This window comes from Mucilaginibacter sp. Mucisp86 (assembly GCF_047324315.1).
GTDB lineage: Bacteria > Bacteroidota > Bacteroidia > Sphingobacteriales > Sphingobacteriaceae > Mucilaginibacter.
In genome coordinates, this window is the sequence record NZ_CP168503.1 from 3,709,551 (window position 1) to 3,733,726 (window position 24,176).

Sequence of the window (24,176 nt, forward strand, 5' to 3'; positions counted from 1 at the left end):
AATCTAAAATAAAGACATACCTTGCGGCGCAAAAGGCGCAAGAGTAGAAGAAAGTAAGAAAGGGTACACGGGGGATGCCTTGGCTCTCAGAGGCGAAGAAGGACGTGATAAGCTGCGATAAGCACCGGGGATTTGCAAATAAGACTTGATCCGGTGATTTCCGAATGGGGAAACCTAATTATCTGAAGGATAATTGCATAAATGCGCTAACCTGCCGAACTGAAACATCTAAGTAAGCAGAGGAAGAGAAAACAATAGTGATTTCCAGAGTAGTGGCGAGCGAAATGGAAGAAGCCCAAACCTGTTATGTTACGGCATAACAGGGGTTGTAGGACCACAACATGAATATTAAAGAGAACCGGAACGGGGTGGGAAACCCGGCCAAAGAGCATGAGAGCTGCGTACGGGTAATTGATAGTAGGATAGTGGTATCCTGAGTACCGCGAGGTCGGAGACGCCTTGTGGGAATTTGCCGGCACCATCCGGTAAGGCTAAATACTCCTGAGAGACCGATAGTGAACCAGTACCGTGAGGGAAAGGTGAAAAGAACCCCGAACAGGGGAGTGAAATAGAACCTGAAACCGTGTACTTACAAGCGGTCGGAGCCAGTAATGGTGACGGCGTGCCTTTTGCATAATGAGCCTACGAGTTACTCTTCCCTGGCAAGGTTAAGTGTTTAAGACACGGATCCGAAGCGAAAGCGAGTCTGAAAAGGGCGTATAGTCAGGGGAGGTAGACGCGAAACCTTGTGATCTACCCATGGGCAGGTTGAAGGTGCCGTAACAGGTACTGGAGGACCGAACCGATAAACGTTGAAAAGTTTCCGGATGACTTGTGGGTAGGGGTGAAAGGCTAATCAAACTGGGAAATAGCTCGTACTCCCCGAAATGTTTTTAGGAACAGCCTGGCGGTTGAGTTATAAAGAGGTAGAGCTACTAATTGGGTGCGGGGGAGTCAAATCCTACCAAATCCAGATAAACTCCGAATGCTTTATAATATACGCTGGAGTGAGGCTATGGGTGCTAAGGTCCATGGCCGAGAGGGAAAGAACCCAGACCATCAGCTAAGGTCCCTAAATTATTGCTAAGTTGAACTAACGAGGTCCGATTGCACAGACAGCTAGGATGTTGGCTTGGAAGCAGCCATTCATTTAAAGAGTGCGTAACAGCTCACTAGTCGAGCGATCGGGCATGGATAATAAACGGGCATCAAGCAGTATACCGAAGCTATGGATTCATATTTAATATGACTGGTAGGGGAGCATTCTACAATCGGCGAAGCAGGAAGGTAACTGACTGTGGAGAGTGTAGAAAAGCAAATGTAGGCATAAGTAACGATAAGGCGGGAGAGAAACCCGCCCACCGAAAGACTAAGGTTTCCTGATCAACGCTAATCGGATCAGGGTTAGTCGGGGCCTAAGGTGAAGCCGACAGGCGTAGCCGATGGACAACTGGTTAATATTCCAGTACTTTTTATTACTGCGATGCGGTGACGGAGTAGTGACACTGACGCGAACTGACGGAATAGTTCGTTAAAGGCTGTAGGTATATGGTTTGTAGTTAAGTACGCAGATCATGCTGAAAGCTGATAGTACACAGAACCTTCGGGGGATGTGATAGTTCAGGTAATCAGACTTCCAAGAAAACCCGCTAAGCTTCAGGTAATAAAAACCCGTACCGTAAACCGACACAGGTAGTCGAGGAGAGAATCCTAAGGTGCTCGAGTGAATCATGGCTAAGGAACTCGGCAAAATGGCCCTGTAACTTCGGGAGAAGGGGCGCTGGCAGCAATGTCAGCCGCAGTGAAAAGGCCCAGGCGACTGTTTAACAAAAACACATGGCTATGCAAAATCGAAAGATGACGTATATGGCCTGACACCTGCCCGGTGCTGGAAGGTTAAGAGGGGATGTTAGTCGCAAGGCGAAGCATTGAATCGAAGCCCCAGTAAACGGCGGCCGTAACTATAACGGTCCTAAGGTAGCGAAATTCCTTGTCGGGTAAGTTCCGACCTGCACGAATGGTGTAACGATCTGGGCGCTGTCTCAGCCATGAGCTCGGTGAAATTGTGGTATCGGTGAAGACGCCGGTTACCCGCAACGGGACGGAAAGACCCCATGCACCTTCACTATAGCTTAACATTGATATCGGATACAGGATGTGTAGGATAGGTGGGAGACTGTGATGCTGCTTCGCCAGGAGTAGTTTAGTCAACGTTGAAATACCACCCTTTCTGTATTTGGTGTCTAACTCTACAAAGTGGAGAACATTGTTTGGCGGGTAGTTTGACTGGGGTGGTCGCCTCCAAAAAGGTAACGGAGGCTTTCAAAGGTAAGCTCAGTACGCTTGGTAACCGTACGCGGAGTGCAATAGCATAAGCTTGCTTGACAGTGAGACAGACAAGTCGAGCTGGGTCGAAAGACGGATATAGTGATCCGGTGGTTCTGCATGGAAGGGCCATCGCTCAAAGGATAAAAGGTACGCTGGGGATAACAGGCTGATCTCCCCCAAGAGCTCATATCGACGGGGAGGTTTGGCACCTCGATGTCGGCTCGTCACATCCTGGGGCTGGAGAAGGTCCCAAGGGTTGAGCTGTTCGCTCATTAAAGTGGCACGCGAGCTGGGTTCAGAACGTCGCGAGACAGTTCGGTCCCTATCTGTTGTGGGCGCAGGAAGTTTGAGTGGGGCTGACCTTAGTACGAGAGGACCGGGTTGGACTAACCTCTGGTGAATCTGTTATGCCGCCAGGTGTACTGCAGAGTAGCTACGTTGGGAATAGATAAGCGCTGAAAGCATCTAAGTGCGAAACTAGCCACAAGATGAGACTTCCATAGAGGGTCGTAGGAGACTACTACGTTGATAGGTTACAGGTATAAAGGTGGTGACATCATAGCCGAGTAATACTAATTGCCCGAAGCTTTCTTCGTGAAGAAACGTTCACTGGTTCATTTGTTCATTAGTTGATTGGTAGCAATACTGATAAGACGAGGGATAGATGAGCCGGTGAGAAACAAAACAAACAGATAAAGAACAAATGCTGTTGTTTTCTCTTAAATTCAATCACTTCTTTCAATAATATGTCATTGTTTGCTGGTTCATTAGTTCATTGGTGTCATGGGTTCATTAGTAGCCAGATAACGAAAGAAGAGAGGACAATAACAAACAAATAAAATATCGGTACAAAGGTAAAATTCTACAGTATGCTCAGACCAATGAACTACTGAACGAATGAACCGATGAACCAAAAGAAATTCAGGTGCCTATATCGGCGGTGTCTACCTCTTCCCATTCCGAACAGAGAAGTCAAGCCCGCCAGAGCCGATGGTACTGCGGTAAAACGTGGGAGAGTAGGTCGGTGCCACCCTTTATCACCTTCAATGGTGCAACATTGCAAAAGCCTTAGCTAATACCTAAGGCTTTTTGCGTTTACAGCCGTTTGGCTCCGGCATATCGACCGGAAAGCACTCACAATCATGGCCGCAGGCAACGCCCCTGATAACGCATTGTTGTATTTAACTTACATTGGCCCGCTCAGTCGCCGCGGGTTGGCTTCGTTCTTTTTCTTGACAAAAAGAACCAAGACCGAGCGTAGCGAGATAACGAACACACTCAAAAAAACAATAGTGAGTAACTCAAGTCAGCAAAAAGGTTTCTTTGCCGCACAGCCTGTCCCGATGCCCATCGCATGGGGCCTTTGCCCTGCAAAACGGGCAGAACCACGGCTGCAATTATTTTGCCCTGCTTTACCCGCGCTTTTCCTTCCCTTCTGCAAAAACTTGCTATGCCCCTGCAGCCGCACCGCCCATCATTGTTCTGCCCGTTTTCGCCCGAAACTGTTTTGCTGACGGGGAATAGGAAGTGATTGTGGTTAAACTATGGTTTGGCAACAAAAAACACAAGTTAACACACATACTTTTTATTGTGGTAATAATAACTTACAATCATTTTTTTATGTTTGCGCTTCCAAAAATAGCCCGATGGAATTTGAAAAATTAGCAGCCCAAATTAAAGCAGAAATAGCAAAACTGGATACTACACCCGAACTCGACAAGATCAACAAGGCTTTCGACGAGAAGATCCGCAAGGTGGAGGAAGCCCGCCGCGAAAAGCTGGCTACCGTACCCGATAATGCCGTTGAACGGAAAAAACTTATCGCCGCCCTCGAGGCTCTGGGCGAAAAGTATGTTGAACCGGCTAAGAAGAAAAACAGGGAATAGTTTTAGCTCAGTAAAAGAATTTTAAAAGGTCGGCCGGGTGGGCTGGCCTTTTTTGTTTATGTGCCGGTGTTCGTTTGCTGTGGTGTTCAATTTTTGAAAGTGTAAACACTTTGCGTTTTATGGGAAAATTGAACGGTTGATAGTCAGATACTTACAAAATTGCAGATCGCTCCAAAAGCCCTGTTTGAACAGATGGTATCTGATAATCAGTTGTTTGTAAAATTCATTTTAAAAACGTTGAACACCCGGTTTTTAAAAATTGAACACTGACAAAACAGTGTCACCAACGGCGGACTTTTTGGTGGGTAAATTTGAGTGCCTTTCATGATTGCCGGCAGGTTGGCGGCAAATAACGATGGATTATCCTGCTTTAGAACCGCGGGACAGGGCTTAATTTTTATGGACCATACTTCGGAGAAACCTTTGGTTATTCAAATGATTCAGGAGGATGTGAGGAAGGCGGCGGATAAGCTTGCGCGTAAGAGAGAAGTTATGATATCGGACCCGGAAGCCGTGGTGGAGGTGTTTGATATTTACCCGGCCAACGAGTGGATGACTATGGAAACCGAACACGAAACGCCGCAGATGCTGTTTGGCAACTTCTGGCTGGAGGGCGAGTTATGCATCCTGTTTGCCGATACCAATATGGGCAAAAGCCTGCTGGCTGTACAACTGGCTGACAGCATTAGCCGCGGCGAGCCCATTGCCCCTTTTACGCTTGGGGCCGAAGCCTCGCCGGTGTTGTATATTGATTTTGAGCTGAGCGGCAAGCAGTTTGAACAACGCTATACCGACGGACAAAACCGCCATTATTTTGCCACCGAATTTTACCGCGGCGAATACAACCAGTTTAACCGCGCCAACTCGCACTATCAAAAGCTGGACAAATATGTGATTGATGCTTTAACGCGGGGCATTAAACGTACGGATGCCCGGGTGCTCATCATTGATAACATTACCTGCCTGCGCAACGGAACCGAGAGCGCCGGGGCCGCCCTCACCCTCATGAAAGAACTGAAAAAGCTTAAAACCCGACATGGTGTAAGCATCCTGGTGCTGGCCCATACGCCCAAGCGTAACCCCCGCCTGCCGCTGAGCCGCAATGATTTGCAGGGCAGTAAAATGCTCATCAATTTCTGCGACAGCGCCTTTGCCATGGGCGAAAGCCACTCCATACCCGGCCAGCGCTATTTGAAGCAAATTAAGCAGCGCAGCACCGCCGAAACTTATGGCGCCGATAATATATGCCTTGCGCAGCTTGAACGGCATAAGGGCTTTTTAAAGTTTGTTTTTACGGGTAACGATTACGAGAAAAATCACCTGCGCGATACCTCCAGGCAGGAGCGCGAACGCATGAACCGCGAGGCCAAAAGATTAAGCGATGAAGGTTTGAGCCAGCGGCAGATAGCCGAACGGCTTGGCCTGAGCGCGGGCAGCGTGAACAGGATGCTGAATCACCCCCTCTAAATCTCCCCCGAGGGGGAGACTTTTAAGCTTAAGCTGGCGCACGCGTGTCGCGTGTGTCTTATCCGTATTGAAGGTATTGCCTTTTGTTTTACAGCTGAATGACTATCAAAACAAAAGATTGTGAGTTTTGTGATGATGTAGACTTAGCATACGGATCACGCGTTAAGCATGCGCCAGCGAGGAGAGCTATCGTGTACCCATATCTTTTTGTTAAAGAAAATGTCATTTCGAACGAGCCAGCGCAGGAAAAGCTGGGCGCGAGGAGAAATCTTATACGCCATGAATAGCGGGATGGCTGCTTGCAGAAGATTTCTCCTCACCACCGGCACACAATCCCGCTTAGGGTTCGTTCGAAATGACAAAACTTTTGTTTAATCAGAAGGTTTGATAAGATGTAGGGTAGCCCAGAGGCGGAGACTTTGAAGCTTTAGGCTGGCGCACGTGTGTCTTATCGGCATTGGATATATTGCCTTTTCTCTTTATGGCCGAATGATTACCTGAATAAGAGATTGTGAATTTTGTGATGATGCAGACTTAGCGGCATACTGGACACACGCGTCACGCGTGCGCCAGCAAAGGGGGTTTTTGTTTGGGTTTGAGCAATATCGGTAAGTTTAAAAAGTTAATATGAAAATTTAACTTTGAAACCTCTGATCAAATTTAGGGCAATCTATAAACCTGGTCTGTTATCACCTTATCATGAAAAGATTAATTTTGTTGTTTATGCCTTTTTTGTTTTGTTGCGCAAGCATGGCGCAGGAAAAAATTAAAGGGCAAATTTTTGAGGGTACTACTAAAACAGCGCTGGCCGGGATAAGCATCGAAAATTTAAACACCCATGTAAAAGGGGTATCTGATGCTAACGGTTTTTTTAGTATAGATGCTAAAGTAGGTGATCTCTTAGCTTTTTGGAGTTCCAATTACGAAGCGGATACGCTTTACATCACTTCAGGGAAGAAACTGCAAATTTTGCTTTCATTAAAAACCCGGTTGCTAAATGAAGTAAAGGTTAGTGCTCAGGAAATAGCAACAGACAAATTCAAGACTACGCCAATAACCGGGCCATTCAACAGCCAGGTGGTTCATTACCAAACAAATGATAGTGGCCGTAATGTTGGAGGTGTTAAGATTGTGATTAGGAATTTGGGTAACCATGCCAACAAGAAAAATAAAGCGCAGCATTTCCTGGAAAACGAGCAAAAGAAAGAAGAAATATCAAAAGTCTTTAGTCCCGAAAATCTAAAGACTTATCTAACCATCCGGGATCAGGAACTCCAAAATTTCATCACGCTTTACATCCCGGATGTAAGGGAATACACCGCCGGCAATTTTGATTTGATTATATACTTAAATGACTGCTATAAAGAATTCGTAAAAATTCCCATAAAAGAGAGGCAATCAAGGGATTTCCTGAAACTATGGAATAAATAATGATGGATCACATTGTGAGGTACAAAGCAATCGCGAACTGTATGGGAATCAAAACTACCTATGATGCCCGCAAGCGTCCTCGCTTGTGGGCATCATGCTAAGCTATACAAGCGGCTCGTCATGTCGTAGACCTGAACGCGGGCGACTTTGAAGCCTTTGATTGAGGTCAAGGGTGCGCCGGGCCTTCGACGGCATTGCATACCCGCGCCTATTGAGGTTTATTGCAGCTGTCTGATTATCGATTTGAAATTTTCTAAGCCAGCTTCCAAATTTTCCATAATATCTAAAGCTAACTCGTCTGGGTCTGGGAGATTATCTAAATCGGCAAGGGATTTATCTTTAAGCCAGGTGATATCCAAACTTGTTTTATCGCGGGCTATAATTTCTTCGTAGCTGTACTTTCGCCAGCGACCTTCCGGGTTGGTTTCGGCATTATATGTTTCAGTACGTTTGTGGCGATTGGCAGGCTGATAACAATCAATGAAGTCTTGTAAGTCAGCCAATTTAAGTGGATTCTTTTTTAAGGTATGGTGTATGTTGGTACGATAGTCATAGTACCAAATTTGTTTAGTCCATGGTTCTTTTGCAGAAGGTTTTGCATCAAAGAAAACGACGTTAGCTTTAACCCCGTTGGCGTAAAATATGCCGGTAGGCAAGCGTAGTATAGTATGCAGATCGGTTGTTTCTAATAGCTTTTTGCGTACCAGTTCGCCCGCGCCTCCTTCAAACAAAACATTATCGGGTAGTACTACAGCAGCCATGCCTGTTGTTTTGAGCATGGTACGGATGTGTTGGATAAAGTTTAGCTGCTTGTTACTTGTGGTAGCAAAAAAATCCTGGCGATTATAAGTAAGGTCTTCCTTTTCCTGTTCGCCTTCTTCATTGGTGAAGGTCTGGCTGCTTTTTTTACCAAAGGGCGGATTTGCCAGCACATAATCATAAGTTGTGCTACTTTGAGCTATAAGCGCATCAGCTGGCGAAATGTTATTGTCACTGTCGATATCTCCGATGTTATGTAAAAACAAGTTCATCAAAGCCAGGCGTCGGGTACTGGCTACAATTTCATTACCGAAGAAAGTATGATATTTTAAAAAAACGTTTTGCTCTCTATCTAACTTGTTATTATCAACTATATAATCATAAGCTGCCAAAAAGAACCCGCCGGTGCCACAAGCTGGATCGGCGATGGTTTTATTGGGCTCGGGACGAATACAGGCAACCATAGCCCGTATTAAAGCCCTCGGCGTAAAGTACTGCCCTGCGCCGCTTTTGGTATCCTCCGCATTTTTTTCGAGCAGTCCCTCGTAAATATCGCCTTTTACATCAGTCCCCATCATGATCCAGTTTTCACGGTTGATCATGTCTATCAGCTTGTATAATTTAGCAGGGTCTTGTATTTTATTTTGGCTTTTGGTAAATATTTGTCCAAGCACTCCTTTTTGTTGCCCCAACTCACGTAATAACACAGAGTAATGTAGTTCCAATTCAGCCCCGCGTTTTTCGGTTAAGCTGTCCCAATTATATTCTGCCGGGATGGTTAATTTGCGGTTGTATGGCGGTTTGCTGTGCTCATCAGCCATTTTTAAAAACAGCAGGTAGGTAAGTTGTTCTAAGTAGTCGCCGTAGCTAACGCCGTCATCGCGAAGAGTATTACAAAACGACCATACTTTGGATATAATTGCAGATGATGTCATTGAAATTTTTTTTAAGATAATCGTAACAACGGAATTGGTTTTATTCCAGCCTGTGCCACTTTTCTTGCCTGTTTTGAATTAGGCAATATTGCTCCCTTGCCAGATTGTACCCAATAATAAGGCGAATCAGCTTTAAGGCTATTTAGCCTCGGAGCGTTATTCGTTAACCATGTTTTTAACCATTCAAGCTTTTTTATTACGACGTCAACCTCGCTTGTATTGGCGGGATGCACTTCAATAAAATAAGCTTTATCATTATAGCCAAAGCTGTAATCCCAACGGTTTGCATTTGGATAGTTAGTGGCTGTACACGAATCAATATCAACACTTCCGTTTAATAAACGCGTATTAACAGGATTTATCTTGGTACTATTTGCGCCTAATGCCAATAAACCTGGCTGGTAACAGTTTGTAATATCGAGAGTTGCTTCAACAGCCTTCTTATACACGTTATCCGTTTTAGCCATTGTTAGCAGCTATTGTTGATACAATATCGTTGGCTTTTGCACTAAATGAGGATAGCCCTCCCCACTCGGAAATTGAAATATCTTCGCTCCCGGCATCTAATGAACTGATGTCTTTTACGGAAACTTCATTATTACACCGCTCAAAATAATATGTATTAATGATTTTGTCTTTTAATTCTCCCTCAAAAATGGATTTTGTCTGGTCGGTTTGCTTTAAATCAAATAGTTGATCAAACGCTTTACTATTAGCTTTAGACTGTTTTAGGAAATTATAAGCCCATGCAAACTCGAGTAGCACCGGCGAATGCGTTGACACGATTACTTTATACCCTCTTGTTAATAAATCCATCATTTGAAGAATTACCGATTTTACGGCTTGGGGATGTAATCCCATTTCCGGTTCTTCAATAATGACATATCGAATCCCCTTACGCCTGCCAAACTTATTTGGTGGACAAAGCCAGTAAAAGCTTAAAAGTAAAGGCATAAATTCCTTTTGACCGGCGCTCCAGGTCATAAATGGTAAACTAACGTCATTTATATTTAGCTTAAGCCTTTTTTTTGCCGTCTTTTCAATAATTACTTTGCCGCCATGAAATATACTTTGATCGAAAGAGTCATTCAATTGTGACTTTAAAAAGTCAGTTTGCGGAAATATGGAACTTTCGTCGTCTTTTAATCCGGAATCTAAATATTGTCGAAGGGTCTCACTAAATTCTCTTAAAACAAACGGAACTGAATCTTCAAAATCTAAAAAAAACCTCGGCCAACCATAATTCAAGCAAATAACTCTTTGCGCCGGGACGTAGAATACGCGATCTCTGAAATCCGTTAAGGCTTTTAATTTTTCTGGTAACAGAAAATCAATTGGGAATGGATTTCCATCGGATTCTATTTTGGTTTCGTTTGTCCAAATACCAGACATTCCCTCGCCAAAAAACCTGTCTAAGTTATCTTGTTCATTGTTTCCCCAAATAAATCCATATTGTCCCAACGTAATTTCAATATTCTCCTTGTCGTTGAGCAATTTAATCAACTGCAGTAAAATACTTTTGCCGCTTGCCTGTGGCCCTACAAATAAAGTCAGGTCACCGAAATTAATGTCAGCTTCTTTGATGGGGCCTAACGACTTGATTTTTATATTATCCATTTACAAACCTTGTTGTTCAAATATAACGAGTAATAAAGTATTTTACTCATTTACCTTATTATGCCCGTTTATCAATTACAGTCCCGAAGCCTACAGGTACTAATCCGGCTTCTTTCATCCATTGCCAGGTAGATGTTATAAGGCTTTTATTAAATTTGATTTTGCTGTCGTCCCATTCATACACTTCTTTTGTCAGGAGTGTATCATCAAGTTTTTGTTTTTTGATGATGTAATTATTCCAAACGGCGTAAACTGTCGCTATCAGCTCGGCAGTATCTGTGTCGGTATCTCTGAGCAGTTTGATAACAAAATTGATATTGTCACTATTTGAACGGAAGTACTTAGGATAATCAATTGTAAGTTCAGATATCGATGTTGATGGCTCATATTTAAAGCCATTACCTACGGGCGTTTCGTTAATCCAGTTTTTTTGCTTACCCTCGTTTAAAAAGGCGTACAAAAATCTTGAATCCAAAGGCCCCGCCGCCTCTTTTATATAATGGGTATCAAAATCCAACTGGGCGTGCTGTTCGCACAGGTATAATATTTTTTGAAGCTTGGTACGCCCGATATAACCACCTTTTTGAAATGCATAAATGATATGGCCCGCCAATACTTTACGTTGCCAGTTATCATTATTGTCAATTGAAATTATCTTAGCTTCTTCACGTTGCTTATCAATTTTTACCAGTTTACCCTCAAAAGCCTTTTTCAAAATGCTTTGCCTTAAGGCTTCGGCTTGTTGCAGGCTGGTGGTTATAGTTTCTTCTATTTTATCGCAGACGCTTAGACGGCTTTCTATTTCTAAAATTACCTTCTTTTGTTGGATTGTCGAGCAAAACGGAAATGGAATGGTTTTTATTATCCCCAGATTTAAAACGTCCATTGTAGTTCCTTGTGCTTTTGAGCTATAATGTGATTTTACGGTCGAACTCTCAAAGTAATATTTGAAAAACTGAGGTATATATTTAGATTGATCTAATGTTATTTTTATAAGCCGCGGATTAATTATTCCTTCTTTACTATTTTCAGGTAAAACCAAAACCTTTCCAACTGTACCAACTAAGCTTATTAATATATCACCAACTTTTACTTTGTTTGAAAGTAACTCTTGATATTTACTTTCGTCAATAAAATAATCGCCCATAAATGGATTACCGCTAATGACCTGCTCTTGTCCATAGACTTTATAACCATTTGGTACATAAAATTCTTTTTTCAAAGAGGATCCAAATGGACCAGCCTTTAATGAGTTCTTTTCAGAGGATACTAAATCGGTAATTCTAACCCACTTCCACCCCTCCGGCAACTCCCCATCCTTAACATTTTCATTTGTTAACCTACCCTCAAAAGCCCATTTTAAAACAGCCTGCCTGTAAACCTTAAGTTGCTCTTGTGCTGTTTTTAAATTTTCAATGCCTTTATCAAGTTCGCTGAAAAGCTCTTCTATTTTTTGAACGATTTGTTGTTGTTCTATAAGCGGTGGTAAAAAGATTTTTGTTTTTTCAAACTTCCCCTTAGTAATATGCACCATACCCGACCCATGAGCTTTTCCATATAGTTCAGCAACAGTATTTTCTAACGTGTAGAATAAAAAGAGCTTATCACAATTCCCTTTAGGAATTACTTTAAATATGTGTTGATTCAGCCAAGCATCTTTACCTTTCCATATATAGGTACCTAATGAGGCAGACCAAGCAAATAAGAGATCGCCATTTACAACTTTATACCTGTTTTCAAAAGCTTTGTTGGTGTAATTATAATTTGAATTAGGCTTATTTAAATTTTGTATTCGGATTATTGGCAAGCCTGTGTTTTCCCATTCAGTTGGTTTAAACGCACGGCCATTTAAATAATCTGCAACATCACCTAAATTGACAATCTTCCATCCTTCCGGCAATTCCATATTCTTATCCATTATGCCGCTAATACTTCGTTCAATTCATTAATTATTTCGCCGGTATTATTGCCAAACAGTTGCCACATTTTACCCAGTCCGCCTTGCTTGTTAAAAGGGTCAAGCTCAAAATCATCCTGTTCTACATGAAAACTGGATGCTATATAATCCTTAATCATACGCAGCCATTGCATCTGTTCTTCGTTAAATTTAACAGCCGCACCGGCCTGTTTGCTAAATACCCATTGTTGAAAGTTAATGTCAACCATCTTATCATAGGTTGTCAATCTCTCATCTATCCCGCTTATTTTACGAAGCAGCGAAACTAAGGCTATTAATTCATTTTTTGGTTGGTCATTCACTTTTTCCAGTTGAGCATAGGCGCGCCATATAGTTAGCGGAGCTAATAAGGGTTTACTTACTTTTATGGTTTCGGCTAAATCCCTGATCATTTTATACGTAAGCGTACGCCTTTGGTAAGGTTGTCCGTAAAATAATTGAAGGGCGGTTATCTCAGTTTTATTATCCTCTATCCACGTTTTAAAATCCTGCACCAAGCCCTCGGCTATCGCGGTATTGTCCTTTACCCAGCCTATGTTTAACAGTTCGTCGGGGTTAATGTGGTCAATTACCTGGTCGTACTGTTTACGGATATCAATAATATAATTACGTAGCTCAAAACTGTTAAACACCTGTGTTGCCTGTTCAATTAAGGCGTTATGCTGAGCATTAAAGGCAGCTTCTTTATCAGCAGGTGCCGCGCCGGACATTTGCCTGTCAATTTCGCGGCGCATATTCTCCAGTGTATCGGCATCATGCGCATTAAGCAGTTGCTTAACCACATGGGTAATAGTCTGGCCTTCTGCCTTTTCAGCAAAAGCTATTTTTTCTTTTTCATTGATCAGTTTATCCAAACGGATGAGGCGGTTAGCCAGCGTGGTGAGCATATCCTCATCGGTGTTGCCCATATATACGCTTTCAATCACTTCTTTTAGCGATAAACCCGGCTTTTTCTCTAAAGGGCGGCTGTCGGTTTTCTGGCTTTTTTCTACACCAATGGCATCTATAATAACAAAATGATCTTTAGTGAATTTGGCTGCCGGTGTGCCGGTTAATCTTAATTCTTCAATACTGCAGGTACGTGTACCCCGGCCTTTCATCTGCTCATAATAGCTTTTGCTTTTTACATCCCGCATAAATAGCAAAACTTCCAGCGGGCGTATATCGGTACCGGTGGCTATCATATCAACAGTAACGGCAACACGCGGGTAGTAACTGTTACGGAATTGCTGCAAAATGCTTTTCGGATCTTCCTCGCTGCGGTAGGTTATTTTTTTGCAAAACTTATTTTCCTCGGCGAATTCTTCACGTACGATATTAATAATATCATCGGCATGGCTATCGCTTTTAGCAAATATGAGCATTTTAGGCACCTCGAAAGTTTCGGACGCAGTGGCAGTAGCGGGGGTAACCCTGTCGGGAAACATTACCGGCAATTGCTCTTTTACTGCTTTAATAATTAACCGAAGCTGGTTCGGGTTAACCACCTTATCGTCCAGTTGTTTGGCGCTGTATTCTACATCTTCATCAAGCGTATTCCAAAATTGTTTGCGGGTAAGTTTTTCGCGCCTGCCTATGTATTCGCCAAGTTCAATTTTTGAGCCTTGCTGTGTTATTTTAGTTACAATTTCAAATACGTTATAAGGCACCAATACGCCATCTTCAACGGCTTTTTGATAGCCATAATCGCAAACCAGGTTTTGGTTAAAATAACCAAAGGTACGGTTATCAGGTGTGGCAGTTAAGCCTATTTGAAAGGCATCAAAGTAATCCAACACCTGTTTCCAAAGGTTGTAAATACTGCGGTGACATTCATCAATAACCACAAAATCAAAAAACTCCATTGGCGTTTTTTCGTTGTAAACGACAGGCAAGGGTTCTTTAGCTATCCACTTTTTTTCGTTCGGGTTTTGCTCTTCGTCGCGCTCATCCAACTCGCTTCCTCTTAAAATGGAGTAGAGGCGCTGTATAGTGCTGATGTAAACCTGGCTATCATTAGGAATAAATGAACTACTTAGGCGGGTAACACCGTACAACTCGGGGAATAAACGGTTATCATCCTGTGGCTGATAACGCTTAAATTCCTGCTCGGCCTGTTCGCCAAGGTTTTTAGTATCAACCAAAAATAAAACCCGTTTGGCCTTGGCATATTTTAGCAGCCGGTAAATAAATGATATCGCCGTAAATGTTTTACCCGATCCTGTAGCCATTTGTATGAGGGCTTTGGGCCGGTTTTCTTTAAATGATTTTTCAACCCCGGTTATAGCGGTTACCTGGCAATCGCGCAGTCCATCGGTTTCCAAAACCGGCGTATCATGTAAGCGGCTGCGCAAAGTGCGACCTTCCTTTATCCACTGTTGAAAAGTTTCGGGTCGGTGGAAGGTAAACACAGGCCTCGACCGGGGTTTGGGATCGCGATAATCCGTAAAGCGGGTTAATTCGCCCGTGCTTTCATAAACAAAAGGCAGAGGATCGTTATTAAGGTATTTAAGTTTGGCCTGGGCGTATTCGGCAGATTGCTCTTCGGCAACAATCAACTTATAACCTTCGTCTTCGCGTTTAGCTTCAATAACGCCTACCGGTTTTTTGTCAACAAATAATATATAATCGGCAGGGCCGGTTTCGGTTTGGTATTCTCTTATGGCTACGCCAATGCCCGCACTAATATTACTTTGTTTTTTACCCTGTACTATCCAGCCGCAAGCTTCTAATTGCTTATCAATATGATCTCGGGCTATCTGTTCAGGATTTTGGTTCATTAGCTAAATTAGGATTTATAAATATATAATGATTTTTATAAATAGCGATATTGAAAATAATACGGCCCTGAGCGCAGGCCGCGTTAGGGATTGCAGCGGAAAACCCACAGCCCGCACAGGCCTTCGCGCGGAGGCCGGGGCGAGGATTTGCAGCGTAAAGCCCGGCCCGTTAACTAACGGGAACGCCATTGTTTTGATTTCGGAATTGGGATTTTCGATTTCGGATTTAAGGTTTTGGGGATGTTTTTTTCGTCATGTTGAACTTGTTTCAACATCTCATTTGCTAAACCGTGTGCAGGGCAAAGCGTTTTACTTGTCCTGTGGGGGGCCGAAACAAGTTCGGGATGACGATTTAGAGGGGCATGTTGATTACTTGTCTAAGCCGGATGCTGATCAAGGCGTTTCCCCATCGCGCGTGTAAACTAAATGTAAAAGCGGCGCGTATAAGATTTCTGCTCAGCTCCGGCGCACAAATCCCAGGCCTGGTTCGTCGAAATGACATTCTTTTTTATTGATGATAAAATTGAAAAGATGCGTACTCAGGGTTACCTTTCCGGAGGGGCGTATGGAATGTGTTTGTTTATATGTTAATTAACCATGATGCAGCTTATCGCGCGTATAAACACACCCCTGCTGCCGCGCATTTCCACCGCGCCCCCTCTCGAGAGGGGAATTTTTGTCCACTGCTACTATCACTGCCGCTAAAAAAACAACTGCCCACTGCAAACCGCAAACTGCCCACTGAAAAAACTACTGCAACGTCACCACCTTATACAAAATCCAGCCGTCGGTTTCATACGCCCGTTTGTAGTTTACACCGCTGTTGAGGCGGCGGATTTCGGGGATATATTTGTCGCTGAGCTGGGTGTAGCCGGCAAAGGGGTTTTTGGCGGTGGCTACCAGGATATAGTCGTCATATTTATAGGGGGTTTCAATGGCTGATAGAAACGAGTCGAGCTGGTAGGGCAGGGTTAGCTTTTTGATATTATTGGTAAAGGCAACAATGGGGTATGATACGGCATCGTCCATGAGGATGTGCGTACCATCGGGCAGGCTGTTGATGTAGGCCGCTATTTCCTTGCTTTCGCTTTGATCGGCATTGGGCTCCAGTCGGTTAAGGGTGGTGATGAAACGGCGTTCGTCGGTTATGAGCGAGTTTGTTAAAAACGTGTAGCCGGTGTACAGTTGCAGTACAATTACGCAGGCCAGGCCCACTTTAACGGCCAGCTTATTTTTGATGGTATGTACCTTAAATATGATACACAGCAGCGCCACAAATAAAAATATAAGATAATATTGATAGGTGAGGAACAGCTTATCATACTTGATATGCAAAAACTCCACAAAGGCAAACAGGGTAATAACGGTTAGCACGTGGTAAGTGCTTTCGCGCAGCAGGTACAGGCCAAACAGTATCAGCGGACAAAAATAAATCACCCTTAATGATACCAGGATGCTGAGCTCAGGCAGCTGGTAGTTTACGGCGGTTACGGTGGTATCGTAATTAAGCTTGTCGACCAGTACGTTCCAGGTGGCCAGCGGGCTTTCCATAAAGTAGTTGTAGTCGCTGGCGTGGGTTTGGTTAAGCAGCTTGTAGCAAATGAGCGATACTACGGGGAGGATGAACAGGATGATGTAAATGGCAAAGGTTTTATTAATGAGCTTACGCCTTAACGACGGACTGTTAAAGCTCATGAACAGCCTGAAGATGGATTCCTTTTCGCCCAGGTTAAGGCTGGCCAGCGTTATTGAAAGTACCAGCGGAATAAAGAACAGCGTAAGCCAGATAAAACGGTAATCGCAAAAAATAAGCGTTACCAAACACATACTGGCTATGGATATGTGAAACGTGGTGTTTGAGCGGTAAAACTTGAGCAGGTTAAGGAAAAACAGGTATACACAAATAACCACCAGGTATATGGCTTTGCCCGAGCAGGCCATATAAATAATACCGGGATGCAGCACAAACAGCACGGCTACCATAATGAGGTAAAAATCATCCTTAACACGGATGAGGAAGGAGCGCGAAATAAGGTAGAAAAAGCCTGCCGTACCCAGTGCCGATGCTATTACCGGGGCCAGGTAACTGTTTACCGACGAAAATATAAGCGACGAGTAAAAAGGCAGCAGCGGCGCTGTGAGGCCCATCACCTTTAGGCGGTTGCCCAGCCCCTCGAACACGATTTTTGTTTTTTCGATATAAAAAAGGCTCTCCTGGTTATAATAGCCCAGCTGGTTAAGGTAGATGCCAATGAAAAGGTACCAGGCTGCCAGTACCAGGGTAAATATAAACAGGTATGTACTTTTGGCAATTTTCATTTAATGACGTTTGTGGGGTTATTAACCTTACTTAAACCGTGATTGGTTTTTTCCCAGTAAAACGGATTGGTGATAAGCTGGTACAGGCCCATATAAGCCGCCACCGAGTGCATAAGCCAGTAAACGGGATTGGCTATGGCAAACAAAATGAGCTCGAAATAGCGGCGTTTAAACACGGCCATCATGTTAATATAGATCATGAGGATATTACCCACCATGAGGTTGAATATAGACATGAACAGCACCCAATCAGGAAACAGATTGCGGATGGTTGAAAAATCAAATATCAGGTAACAGATAAAAATAAGCAGCAGCACCGGGTAAATGAGGAATGTTGCCGATGTAGCGCCGATGAAAAAGTTAAAGCCCAGGAAACCGCGAACCCCTATCTTTTTAATAAGGGCCGCGGGGTTGCGCATGTGCACCAGGTAGGTTTGCATGTAACCTTTGATCCAGCGCGAGCGCTGGCGGATCCAGTTCCAGAAGTTGTTGTTGGCTTCTTCGTACGTGGTGGAGTTTACTATGGCTACCTTATAACCTTTGGCATAGGCACGTACGCCAAGGTCGGCATCTTCGGTTACGTTAAAGGGGTCCCAGGCGCCAAGCTCAATCAACACATCCATTTTAAAGTGGTTGCTGGTGCCGCCAAGCGGGATGGGGATATCCAGCGTATCCAAACCTGGCAACATATAATCAAACCAGTACGAATACTCGAGGGTAAACATCCGGGTAAGGAAGTTCTCGTTGCGGTTAAAGTAGTTTAATGCACTTTGGATGCAGATATAATTTTCGGGCAGCTTTTGAAACAGGGCCACTACTTTTTTAAGCTGATCGGTATCGGGGATATCCTCGGCATCGTAAATAGTAAGGTATTGCCCCCTCGAAAAATGCAGCCCATAATTACAGGCCTTGGGCTTGGTTTTAGGCATGTGGAAAGGCACCACAATAACTTCAAACACGGCGGGGAAGTCGAGGTTTTTTACTGCGCCGAGGGTTTTGCTGTCGTCTTCCTCAATAAGCAGTTTGATATCCAGCTGCTCGCGCGGATAGTCGAGACTTTGCAGGTTCCAGATAAGTTTTTTAATCAGTTTATCTTCCTTATAAACAGGCAGCAGTATGGTATAAACGGGCAGCTCATCGTTTACGATAGCCCGCAGGTCATTTTTGGTAACGGCCTGGTGCAGCTCGAACCGCGAACCCACCAATGCCAGGAACAGCTTAAAGATAATAGCCACCAAAAAAAACGAGCTAATGACCAGGTTAATGCCGATGGATACGGTTTTAAAGTTAAGGAACAGGCCAACGGCGGTAAGGCCCCACAAAATAAATATAAAAGCAAGCTGCGGTGCGGTAAAGGTTGTTGAGGCGGAGCTTTTAGGGTCGCGCTTAAGGAGCTCAAAAACGGACGACTTAACATATTTTTGCCCGGTAAGCTTGTGGCTCAGCCAGGTGATCTCCAGGTCGGATGCCACGATAACTTCGGGTTCCAGGTCGTAAGTAAACCTTACAAAATCAAGGAAAAGGGTGTTGCTGGGGTCGGCCATGATGGTAACCACTTTATTGTTTTCGATGCGGAGGGGCAGGCCCAGCTGGTCGTTGGCAAATTTAAGGTCAACCTGGTCGAGGATTTTTTGGTCGAAGGCTTCACTGCGGATTTCGGCAAACTGGTAACCGGCGTTGCCTAATGAGCGTTCATAGTTTTTGCGGGAAACATAGCCGAAGTTAAGGGCTATTTTAAGGTATGACATACCCGATCTTTCCGAAAAAGCATGGATCTTTTCCTGGTCGGCCGGCGAAATAAAACCGTCGGCAACCAAAATATCAGGAATTGAAATACTCAATGTATCCATATTAGGTGTTTAAATAACCTCACCCCCCGCCCTCTCCGAAGGAGAGGGAGCTTTTTTTAAGTTCTTTCCAGAGAGGGCTCCGGTTTGTCACTGTATTTATGATGATGCCTTAGCCTCACCTAAATCCTCTCCAAAGGAGAGGACTTTAACTTCATTTTACTTAAACCCTCTCCTTTGGAGAGGGCAGGGTGAGGTTTTAATCGTTAAACAAATCCTGCGATTTCTGAACTTTTGAACGTACATACAGGAACGAAAGCAGGATCAGGATCAGGATGCCTAACAAAATGTACAGGTTATAGCTGTCCCAGAAACGGGTAAGGCCGCTCTTGGTATCAATGTACTCCAGGTTTTCGCTGGATTTGTTGATGTTAAACAGGTATTTGTTTGAGTTAACATCCGAGATACAAACATTGCTCGACAGGGTTGAAAGCTGCTCGGTAATGGATTTGGATACTGCCAAAAAAGCTTCGGAAACATGCGTGCCGGTAGCAGTAAGCACTAAAGTTGCATTATTGCTTACTCCGTAAAAAATTTGCGCCAGGCCGTTTGATACCGTATCCGAAAGGGAATAAACCGGTTGGTTGTTATCAGTGTTGTAAAGCCTGAAGTTCCTGTCGAACTGGATAGGGGCATCGCGAAACTCCTTAAGTATTTTATCATCTTTTGATAACAGGGCTATGATATTATTTTGCTTCAGATCAATTGGCTTCAAATCTTTCGAGTAAACAAACTCGGGGAAGTTATTGGCGTTGATGTTATTGTTAAGCTCGTAAATGATCTCGCCCATAGCACCGGCGGCATATTTGGCGTATTCCTCGCTTACTACAATTTTGGTTGTGCCCTTGTTAAATGCCTCGGGATACTGGTAAAAGCTCAGGTCGCTGGTAATGAAAGGGTTTTTTGATTCGAGGTATGATTTATCAACGTCAACCTCGGCAAAAAAGTTGGTGAAGCTGTTGCGGCAGTTACCGTTGGTAGGGTAAAACCTGAATTCGGCCTCCAGCGTGTTGTATTTATGGTGCTGATAACGGTTAATGGTGATACTGCTGTTCAGCTTGCCCGATGCATCCAGTTTTTCGCTGCTGATAAGCAGGCCGTTAAGATATATGTTGAAAAAACCGCGGTCGCCAGGGGCAAGGCCGCTGTAGTTGGCAACAAAACGGATCTCCACCTCTTTAGGGGTGAAGCTAAAATCGCTGTTCTTAAAGCTGTAAGCACTTTTTAACGAACCAATACCCGACAGGAAGTCGCTCACGCCACCAATTTGTTTTAATGATAGCTTTGAACGGTTTTCGTCGATAGTTTTAAAGAAGGTGTTTTCGGCCTTATTAATAAGCAGGTAATCGCCATAGGTTGAGTTAAGCACGTTCATGTTGCCCAGTGCGGTGATGGCTTTTTCATAGCCTGTATCATCGCCGCCGGTAATAAACAATACCTCTTTGGGCGACTGCTCCTGCGTTACGGTTTTAACCGGTACCAACCGGCCTTTTACATCAACCATATGCACAATGGTATCTGTAAGCAGGCTTACCGATTTGTGCAGATAAAATAAGCCCTGGTTAGCTTGCGGGGTAACTTTTACCAATGCACGCGCATCGGCAGGTAATTTGTCAATGGCACCTACCCTGATGTAGTTACGAACACTGTCGGGTAGTTTGCTTTCTTCATAAACTGCAATTTCACGTGTTTGGGTCTTTTTTAACCTCGAATAAGCCCAGGCTACTGCCTTAAGGTCATGCAGACTTGGGTTTGAAGGATAAACGATAGCTTTTTTTGAATCGAAGCAGTTGCTGATATTTACGTTATCAAAAAAGTTTTTATTGCTTTTAACCAACGACAGGTAGGAGTAGTTTTTGATCTTTAACCACATAGCCGGGTTATCCAGATCCTTACACTGATCATCGGTAATGGTGAGCAGGGTTTTGATCTGTACTTTCAGGAACTTGTCGGGGCTCAGATCGGCACGGCTCAGGTTAAGGGTGATCTTCTGGATTGAATCGGGGCCTAAACGGCTGCTGTATGCCGGTTTATTATTAATAACCAGGTTAATGTATGAATGCGATTTTATCAATGCCTGCGACGGTTCAAAAAACAAAACCAGTTTACTGCCATTCATTTCAACCAAAGGAGTTATCTTGAAGTAAAATGAAATAGCGCCGCTCATGCCGTATACCACGTCATCTTCATGGCCATAGGATTTGAAGGATACAATGCTGTTGCCCTGTGCCTGCGAAGCCGTGTTGAATAATAGAATAAAGGCTAATAAGGTAAAAAACTTATTCATTGATTATAAATATTAATTTATTACGTAAAATTCTACTCTGAAATAATTGCCGCTGTCATCACTGCGATAGCTGAGCTCGCCGCCCATTTCCTGGGTCATGAGCTTGGCAATTGATAAACCCAAACCTAAGCGGCTTTCGGTAACGCCCGATGTATCGTTAAGGGTTTTAAGCTTGTTAAACATCATTTCCAGCTCCTGCTGGCCTATTGCTATACCTTCGTCGATGATCTCAAAAACAAAGCGCTGACGTTGCAGGCTGGTTACCACCTTAATGCTATTATTGGTTTGCGAAAACTTAATAGCGTTTGATAACAGGTTCTGGAACACCTGGCCTGTAAACACCTTATCAAGCCTTACGTTGAGGGGCAGCTTCAGGACATTATCAATGAGGTGGATGTTTTTCATGAGAGCCGTTTCATACAGGCCTTTAAAAACATGCATCACTTCAACGTTGATATCAAAGATCTCCATGTTGAACTTCATATCCGGCGATTCGATCTCCTTAACATCCATCAGCTTGTTAAGCATGTACTGCATCTTATCGGCCGATTCGGAGATGTAGCCAACAAACTCTTTCTGATCATTGCTGAGCCTGAAATCCTCCTCCTTGATCATGTTATTGCTCATTACAATAGAGCCAATAAGGTTTTTAAGATCGTGCCCGGCAATATTGATGAAGCTGTTCTTTTGGCTGTCAAGTTTGCGGAGCTGCTCATATTGCAGGTCGATAAGGTTGTTTTTTTCGGCGATATCCTTGTTTTGCTGTTTAAGCTGTTCGTTTGATTTTTCGATCATGATCTGCGAGCGCACTTCACGCTGGATCACTTTATACCTTGCACTGGGGATCAGGCAGGAGATACCGGCAATGATAAAAAAGATTTGCCCGCCGTTGCTTAAAACCAGGTCGAGATTGTATTCGCTTAGCAGGTTAAAGAAAATAGCAAGCAGCAACAATGCCATTAAGGTTTGGATAATGGAGTTTAATGGTTCCCAAAAGGCCTGCAGGTTAAAAAACAGCAGGGTAGTGGCAAACAGCATAAAGTAAATGGTTAAAAACTGGATGTTTACCAGGTTGCACAATACCGCCGCCGTTACCGAAAGCATAAAGAAACTTATATGCAGCAATATGCGGTAACTGAACTGTTTATGCTGAAAATAGCTGAACAGGCCATATATAATAAGGATAGTTATAATGCGGATGATGAAAAACTGCAGCCAGAAGTTTGTGGCATAAATAAAATCAACAATACTAAAAAGAGGGTACAGGAATATAATTGTCCAGATTATGTTATTGGTTTGATACCACGCCTTTTTTGAGGTCTCTCTAATTAATTCTTCTTTAGTAATTTGAACAAACATTATTTGTTATCTTGAATTGTAATTAAAAATTAAGGCCGCTGTTTAAATTAATTCAGTTAAATATTGCTTGACAAAAATATTTGTTATACGATAATCCAAACAGGTTTGTTATTGCTGTTATTAACAGTAATTGCTCCTGTTGCAAAAAGCCGTCCAATTCCTCAGCAAGCCCGGGCTGCTGCTTTTAAACGTGCCCGAAGTTTAAACAATGGCATCAGTATTTCATGGCTTGAACAAACCTGGGCCGAAAACTCACTGCCCCAAAACGCCCTTAAAAAACCCGATTTTCTGCTGCTCAAAAAATTGGGTTTTAAAAGCATCAGGCTGCCGGCTGCTTTTACTTCCTTTAGCCCGGCAACAACCGCGCAGCTATTTACCTATGTAGATAAAGTTGTTGAACAATGCCATACTTATGGATTTAGGTTAGTGATAGATTATCATTACGGCAGCTTAAATGATAATAATTACCTTACAGAAACACCCCGGATAATTGATTTGTGGCTAAAAATAGCTAAAAGGTATAAAAACGCAAGCCACGATAACCTGTTTTTTGAGATCTATAACGAGCCGCCCCATATCAGCCCCAAAGTGTGGAGGGATGCCGCATACAATATTGTAACTGCAATCCGTAAAATTGATAAGCAACGCACGCTTATTGTAGGGGCATCAAACTATAACAGTATCTACGAGTTAAGCAGGTTTGAAAGGCTGGCCGAGGATAATATTATTTACACCTTTCATTTTTACGAACCTTTCTTTTTTACCCACCAGGGGGCAAGCTGGGTGGGCGACCAGGTAGCTACCACCGGGGTATCATTTCCATACAATGCGGAAAATTTTCCTGCACTTAATCCACAAGCAAAAAATACCGCCGGCAAAAGTAACTACCATATGTACCCGCGCGATGGTAACGAACAGTCAATAAATGATAAACTGCTAATTGTAAAAAACTGGGCGTTGAAATATGATGTTCCTGTTATATGCGGCGAATATGGAGTTTACAACAAGTATGCCGATACGGATAGCAGGTGCCGGTATATTAAAGCGGTACGCAAAGCTTTAAAGAAACTCGATATTCCTGGCATGATTTGGGATTATAACAGTAATTTTTCGCTGTTTAACGGCAGCCCGGCTATTGAAAATTTACCCTTGTGTATGAAAGACGCAATTAGCAGTGCTCAGTGAAAATTTAACTATTAATGTTACAAATTTAGTTACCTTTGCT

14 protein-coding genes and 2 rRNA genes are annotated in these 24,176 nt (G+C 43.4%); 7 read left to right on the top strand and 9 right to left on the bottom strand.

Going from position 1 to position 24,176, the window contains the following annotated elements; all coding sequences use genetic code 11:
- Nucleotides 1–46 precede the first annotated feature (46 nt).
- The 5 genes from ACEN9X_RS15705 (at nt 47) to ACEN9X_RS15725 (ending at nt 7,112) form a co-directional block, all read left to right on the top strand.
- A 23S ribosomal RNA gene (locus ACEN9X_RS15705) occupies nt 47–2,924 on the top strand.
- Nucleotides 2,925–3,249: 325 nt separating this feature from the next.
- Nucleotides 3,250–3,361 (top strand): 5S ribosomal RNA (gene rrf / locus ACEN9X_RS15710).
- A gap of 613 nt (nt 3,362–3,974) precedes the next feature.
- Complete coding sequence (locus tag ACEN9X_RS15715; protein WP_091212647.1) at nt 3,975–4,214, top strand: hypothetical protein; 240 nt, start codon at nt 3,975–3,977, stop codon at nt 4,212–4,214.
- 399 nt (nt 4,215–4,613) lie between these two features.
- Nucleotides 4,614–5,681: an AAA family ATPase gene (locus ACEN9X_RS15720; RefSeq protein ID WP_413666039.1), complete on the top strand. Its 1,068-nt coding sequence runs from the start codon at nt 4,614–4,616 to the stop codon at nt 5,679–5,681.
- Nucleotides 5,682–6,380: 699 nt separating this feature from the next.
- A complete protein-coding gene (locus tag ACEN9X_RS15725; RefSeq protein ID WP_413666040.1) occupies nt 6,381–7,112 on the top strand; it encodes a hypothetical protein in 732 nt (243 codons plus the stop codon).
- A 218-nt stretch (nt 7,113–7,330) separates the two neighbouring features.
- Here ACEN9X_RS15725 and ACEN9X_RS15730 read toward each other — a convergent pair whose 3' ends face one another.
- The 5 genes from ACEN9X_RS15730 to ACEN9X_RS15750 are packed head-to-tail and all read right to left on the bottom strand — an operon-like array spanning nt 7,331 to nt 15,139.
- Nucleotides 7,331–8,806 (bottom strand): N-6 DNA methylase, encoded by a 1,476-nt coding sequence (locus ACEN9X_RS15730; protein ID WP_413666041.1) that lies wholly within the window; start codon nt 8,804–8,806, stop codon nt 7,331–7,333.
- Nucleotides 8,807–8,817: 11 nt separating this feature from the next.
- Nucleotides 8,818–9,273: a hypothetical protein gene (locus tag ACEN9X_RS15735; protein WP_413666042.1), complete on the bottom strand. Its 456-nt coding sequence runs from the start codon at nt 9,271–9,273 to the stop codon at nt 8,818–8,820.
- A complete protein-coding gene (locus tag ACEN9X_RS15740; protein WP_413666043.1) occupies nt 9,266–10,423 on the bottom strand; it encodes an AAA family ATPase in 1,158 nt (385 codons plus the stop codon). The genes ACEN9X_RS15735 and ACEN9X_RS15740 overlap by 8 nt, the downstream gene beginning before the upstream one ends.
- A gap of 58 nt (nt 10,424–10,481) precedes the next feature.
- Entirely contained in the window at nt 10,482–12,329 is a 1,848-nt protein-coding gene (locus tag ACEN9X_RS15745; RefSeq protein ID WP_413666044.1) for a restriction endonuclease subunit S, read from the bottom strand.
- 11 nt (nt 12,330–12,340) lie between these two features.
- Nucleotides 12,341–15,139: a DEAD/DEAH box helicase family protein gene (locus ACEN9X_RS15750; RefSeq protein WP_413666045.1), complete on the bottom strand. Its 2,799-nt coding sequence runs from the start codon at nt 15,137–15,139 to the stop codon at nt 12,341–12,343.
- Nucleotides 15,140–15,167: 28 nt separating this feature from the next.
- On the opposite strand from ACEN9X_RS15750, the gene ACEN9X_RS15755 reads away from it, so the two are divergent.
- Entirely contained in the window at nt 15,168–15,560 is a 393-nt protein-coding gene (locus ACEN9X_RS15755; RefSeq protein ID WP_413666046.1) for a hypothetical protein, read from the top strand.
- A gap of 329 nt (nt 15,561–15,889) precedes the next feature.
- On the opposite strand, the gene ACEN9X_RS15760 is transcribed toward ACEN9X_RS15755, so the two are convergent.
- The 4 genes from ACEN9X_RS15760 to ACEN9X_RS15775 all read right to left on the bottom strand — a co-directional run bounded on the left by ACEN9X_RS15760 (nt 15,890) and on the right by ACEN9X_RS15775 (nt 22,951).
- A complete protein-coding gene (locus ACEN9X_RS15760) occupies nt 15,890–17,458 on the bottom strand; it encodes a hypothetical protein (protein WP_413666047.1) in 1,569 nt (522 codons plus the stop codon).
- A complete protein-coding gene (locus tag ACEN9X_RS15765; RefSeq protein WP_413666048.1) occupies nt 17,455–19,308 on the bottom strand; it encodes a glycosyltransferase family 2 protein in 1,854 nt (617 codons plus the stop codon). Before ACEN9X_RS15765 ends, ACEN9X_RS15760 begins: the two co-directional genes overlap by 4 nt.
- Nucleotides 19,309–19,504: 196 nt before the next feature.
- Complete coding sequence (locus ACEN9X_RS15770; protein WP_413666049.1) at nt 19,505–21,592, bottom strand: cellulose biosynthesis cyclic di-GMP-binding regulatory protein BcsB; 2,088 nt, start codon at nt 21,590–21,592, stop codon at nt 19,505–19,507.
- 12 nt (nt 21,593–21,604) lie between these two features.
- Entirely contained in the window at nt 21,605–22,951 is a 1,347-nt protein-coding gene (locus ACEN9X_RS15775; RefSeq protein ID WP_413666050.1) for a sensor histidine kinase, read from the bottom strand.
- A 111-nt stretch (nt 22,952–23,062) separates the two neighbouring features.
- Between ACEN9X_RS15775 and ACEN9X_RS15780 the strand changes: the two genes are divergently transcribed.
- Nucleotides 23,063–24,136 carry a glycoside hydrolase family 5 protein gene (locus ACEN9X_RS15780; protein ID WP_413666051.1) on the top strand — a complete coding sequence of 358 codons (1,074 nt, stop codon included), beginning with the start codon at nt 23,063–23,065 and terminating at the stop codon, nt 24,134–24,136.
- Nucleotides 24,137–24,176 lie beyond the last annotated feature (40 nt).

What these genes read in the sequence shown, in the direction of transcription:
- ACEN9X_RS15760 (WP_413666047.1), bottom strand. Translation starts at nt 17,458, where the DNA reads ATGAAAATTGCCAAAAGTACATACCTGTTTATATTTACCCTGGTACTG.
- ACEN9X_RS15775 (WP_413666050.1), bottom strand. Translation starts at nt 22,951, where the DNA reads ATGTTTGTTCAAATTACTAAAGAAGAATTAATTAGAGAGACCTCAAAA.
- ACEN9X_RS15750 (WP_413666045.1), bottom strand. Translation starts at nt 15,139, where the DNA reads ATGAACCAAAATCCTGAACAGATAGCCCGAGATCATATTGATAAGCAA.
- ACEN9X_RS15770 (WP_413666049.1), bottom strand. Translation starts at nt 21,592, where the DNA reads ATGAATAAGTTTTTTACCTTATTAGCCTTTATTCTATTATTCAACACG.
- ACEN9X_RS15735 (WP_413666042.1), bottom strand. Translation starts at nt 9,273, where the DNA reads ATGGCTAAAACGGATAACGTGTATAAGAAGGCTGTTGAAGCAACTCTC.
- ACEN9X_RS15740 (WP_413666043.1), bottom strand. Translation starts at nt 10,423, where the DNA reads ATGGATAATATAAAAATCAAGTCGTTAGGCCCCATCAAAGAAGCTGAC.
- ACEN9X_RS15730 (WP_413666041.1), bottom strand. Translation starts at nt 8,806, where the DNA reads ATGACATCATCTGCAATTATATCCAAAGTATGGTCGTTTTGTAATACT.
- ACEN9X_RS15715 (WP_091212647.1), top strand. Translation starts at nt 3,975, where the DNA reads ATGGAATTTGAAAAATTAGCAGCCCAAATTAAAGCAGAAATAGCAAAA.
- ACEN9X_RS15765 (WP_413666048.1), bottom strand. Translation starts at nt 19,308, where the DNA reads ATGGATACATTGAGTATTTCAATTCCTGATATTTTGGTTGCCGACGGT.
- ACEN9X_RS15755 (WP_413666046.1), top strand. Translation starts at nt 15,168, where the DNA reads ATGATTTTTATAAATAGCGATATTGAAAATAATACGGCCCTGAGCGCA.
- ACEN9X_RS15725 (WP_413666040.1), top strand. Translation starts at nt 6,381, where the DNA reads ATGAAAAGATTAATTTTGTTGTTTATGCCTTTTTTGTTTTGTTGCGCA.
- ACEN9X_RS15745 (WP_413666044.1), bottom strand. Translation starts at nt 12,329, where the DNA reads ATGGAATTGCCGGAAGGATGGAAGATTGTCAATTTAGGTGATGTTGCA.
- ACEN9X_RS15720 (WP_413666039.1), top strand. Translation starts at nt 4,614, where the DNA reads ATGGACCATACTTCGGAGAAACCTTTGGTTATTCAAATGATTCAGGAG.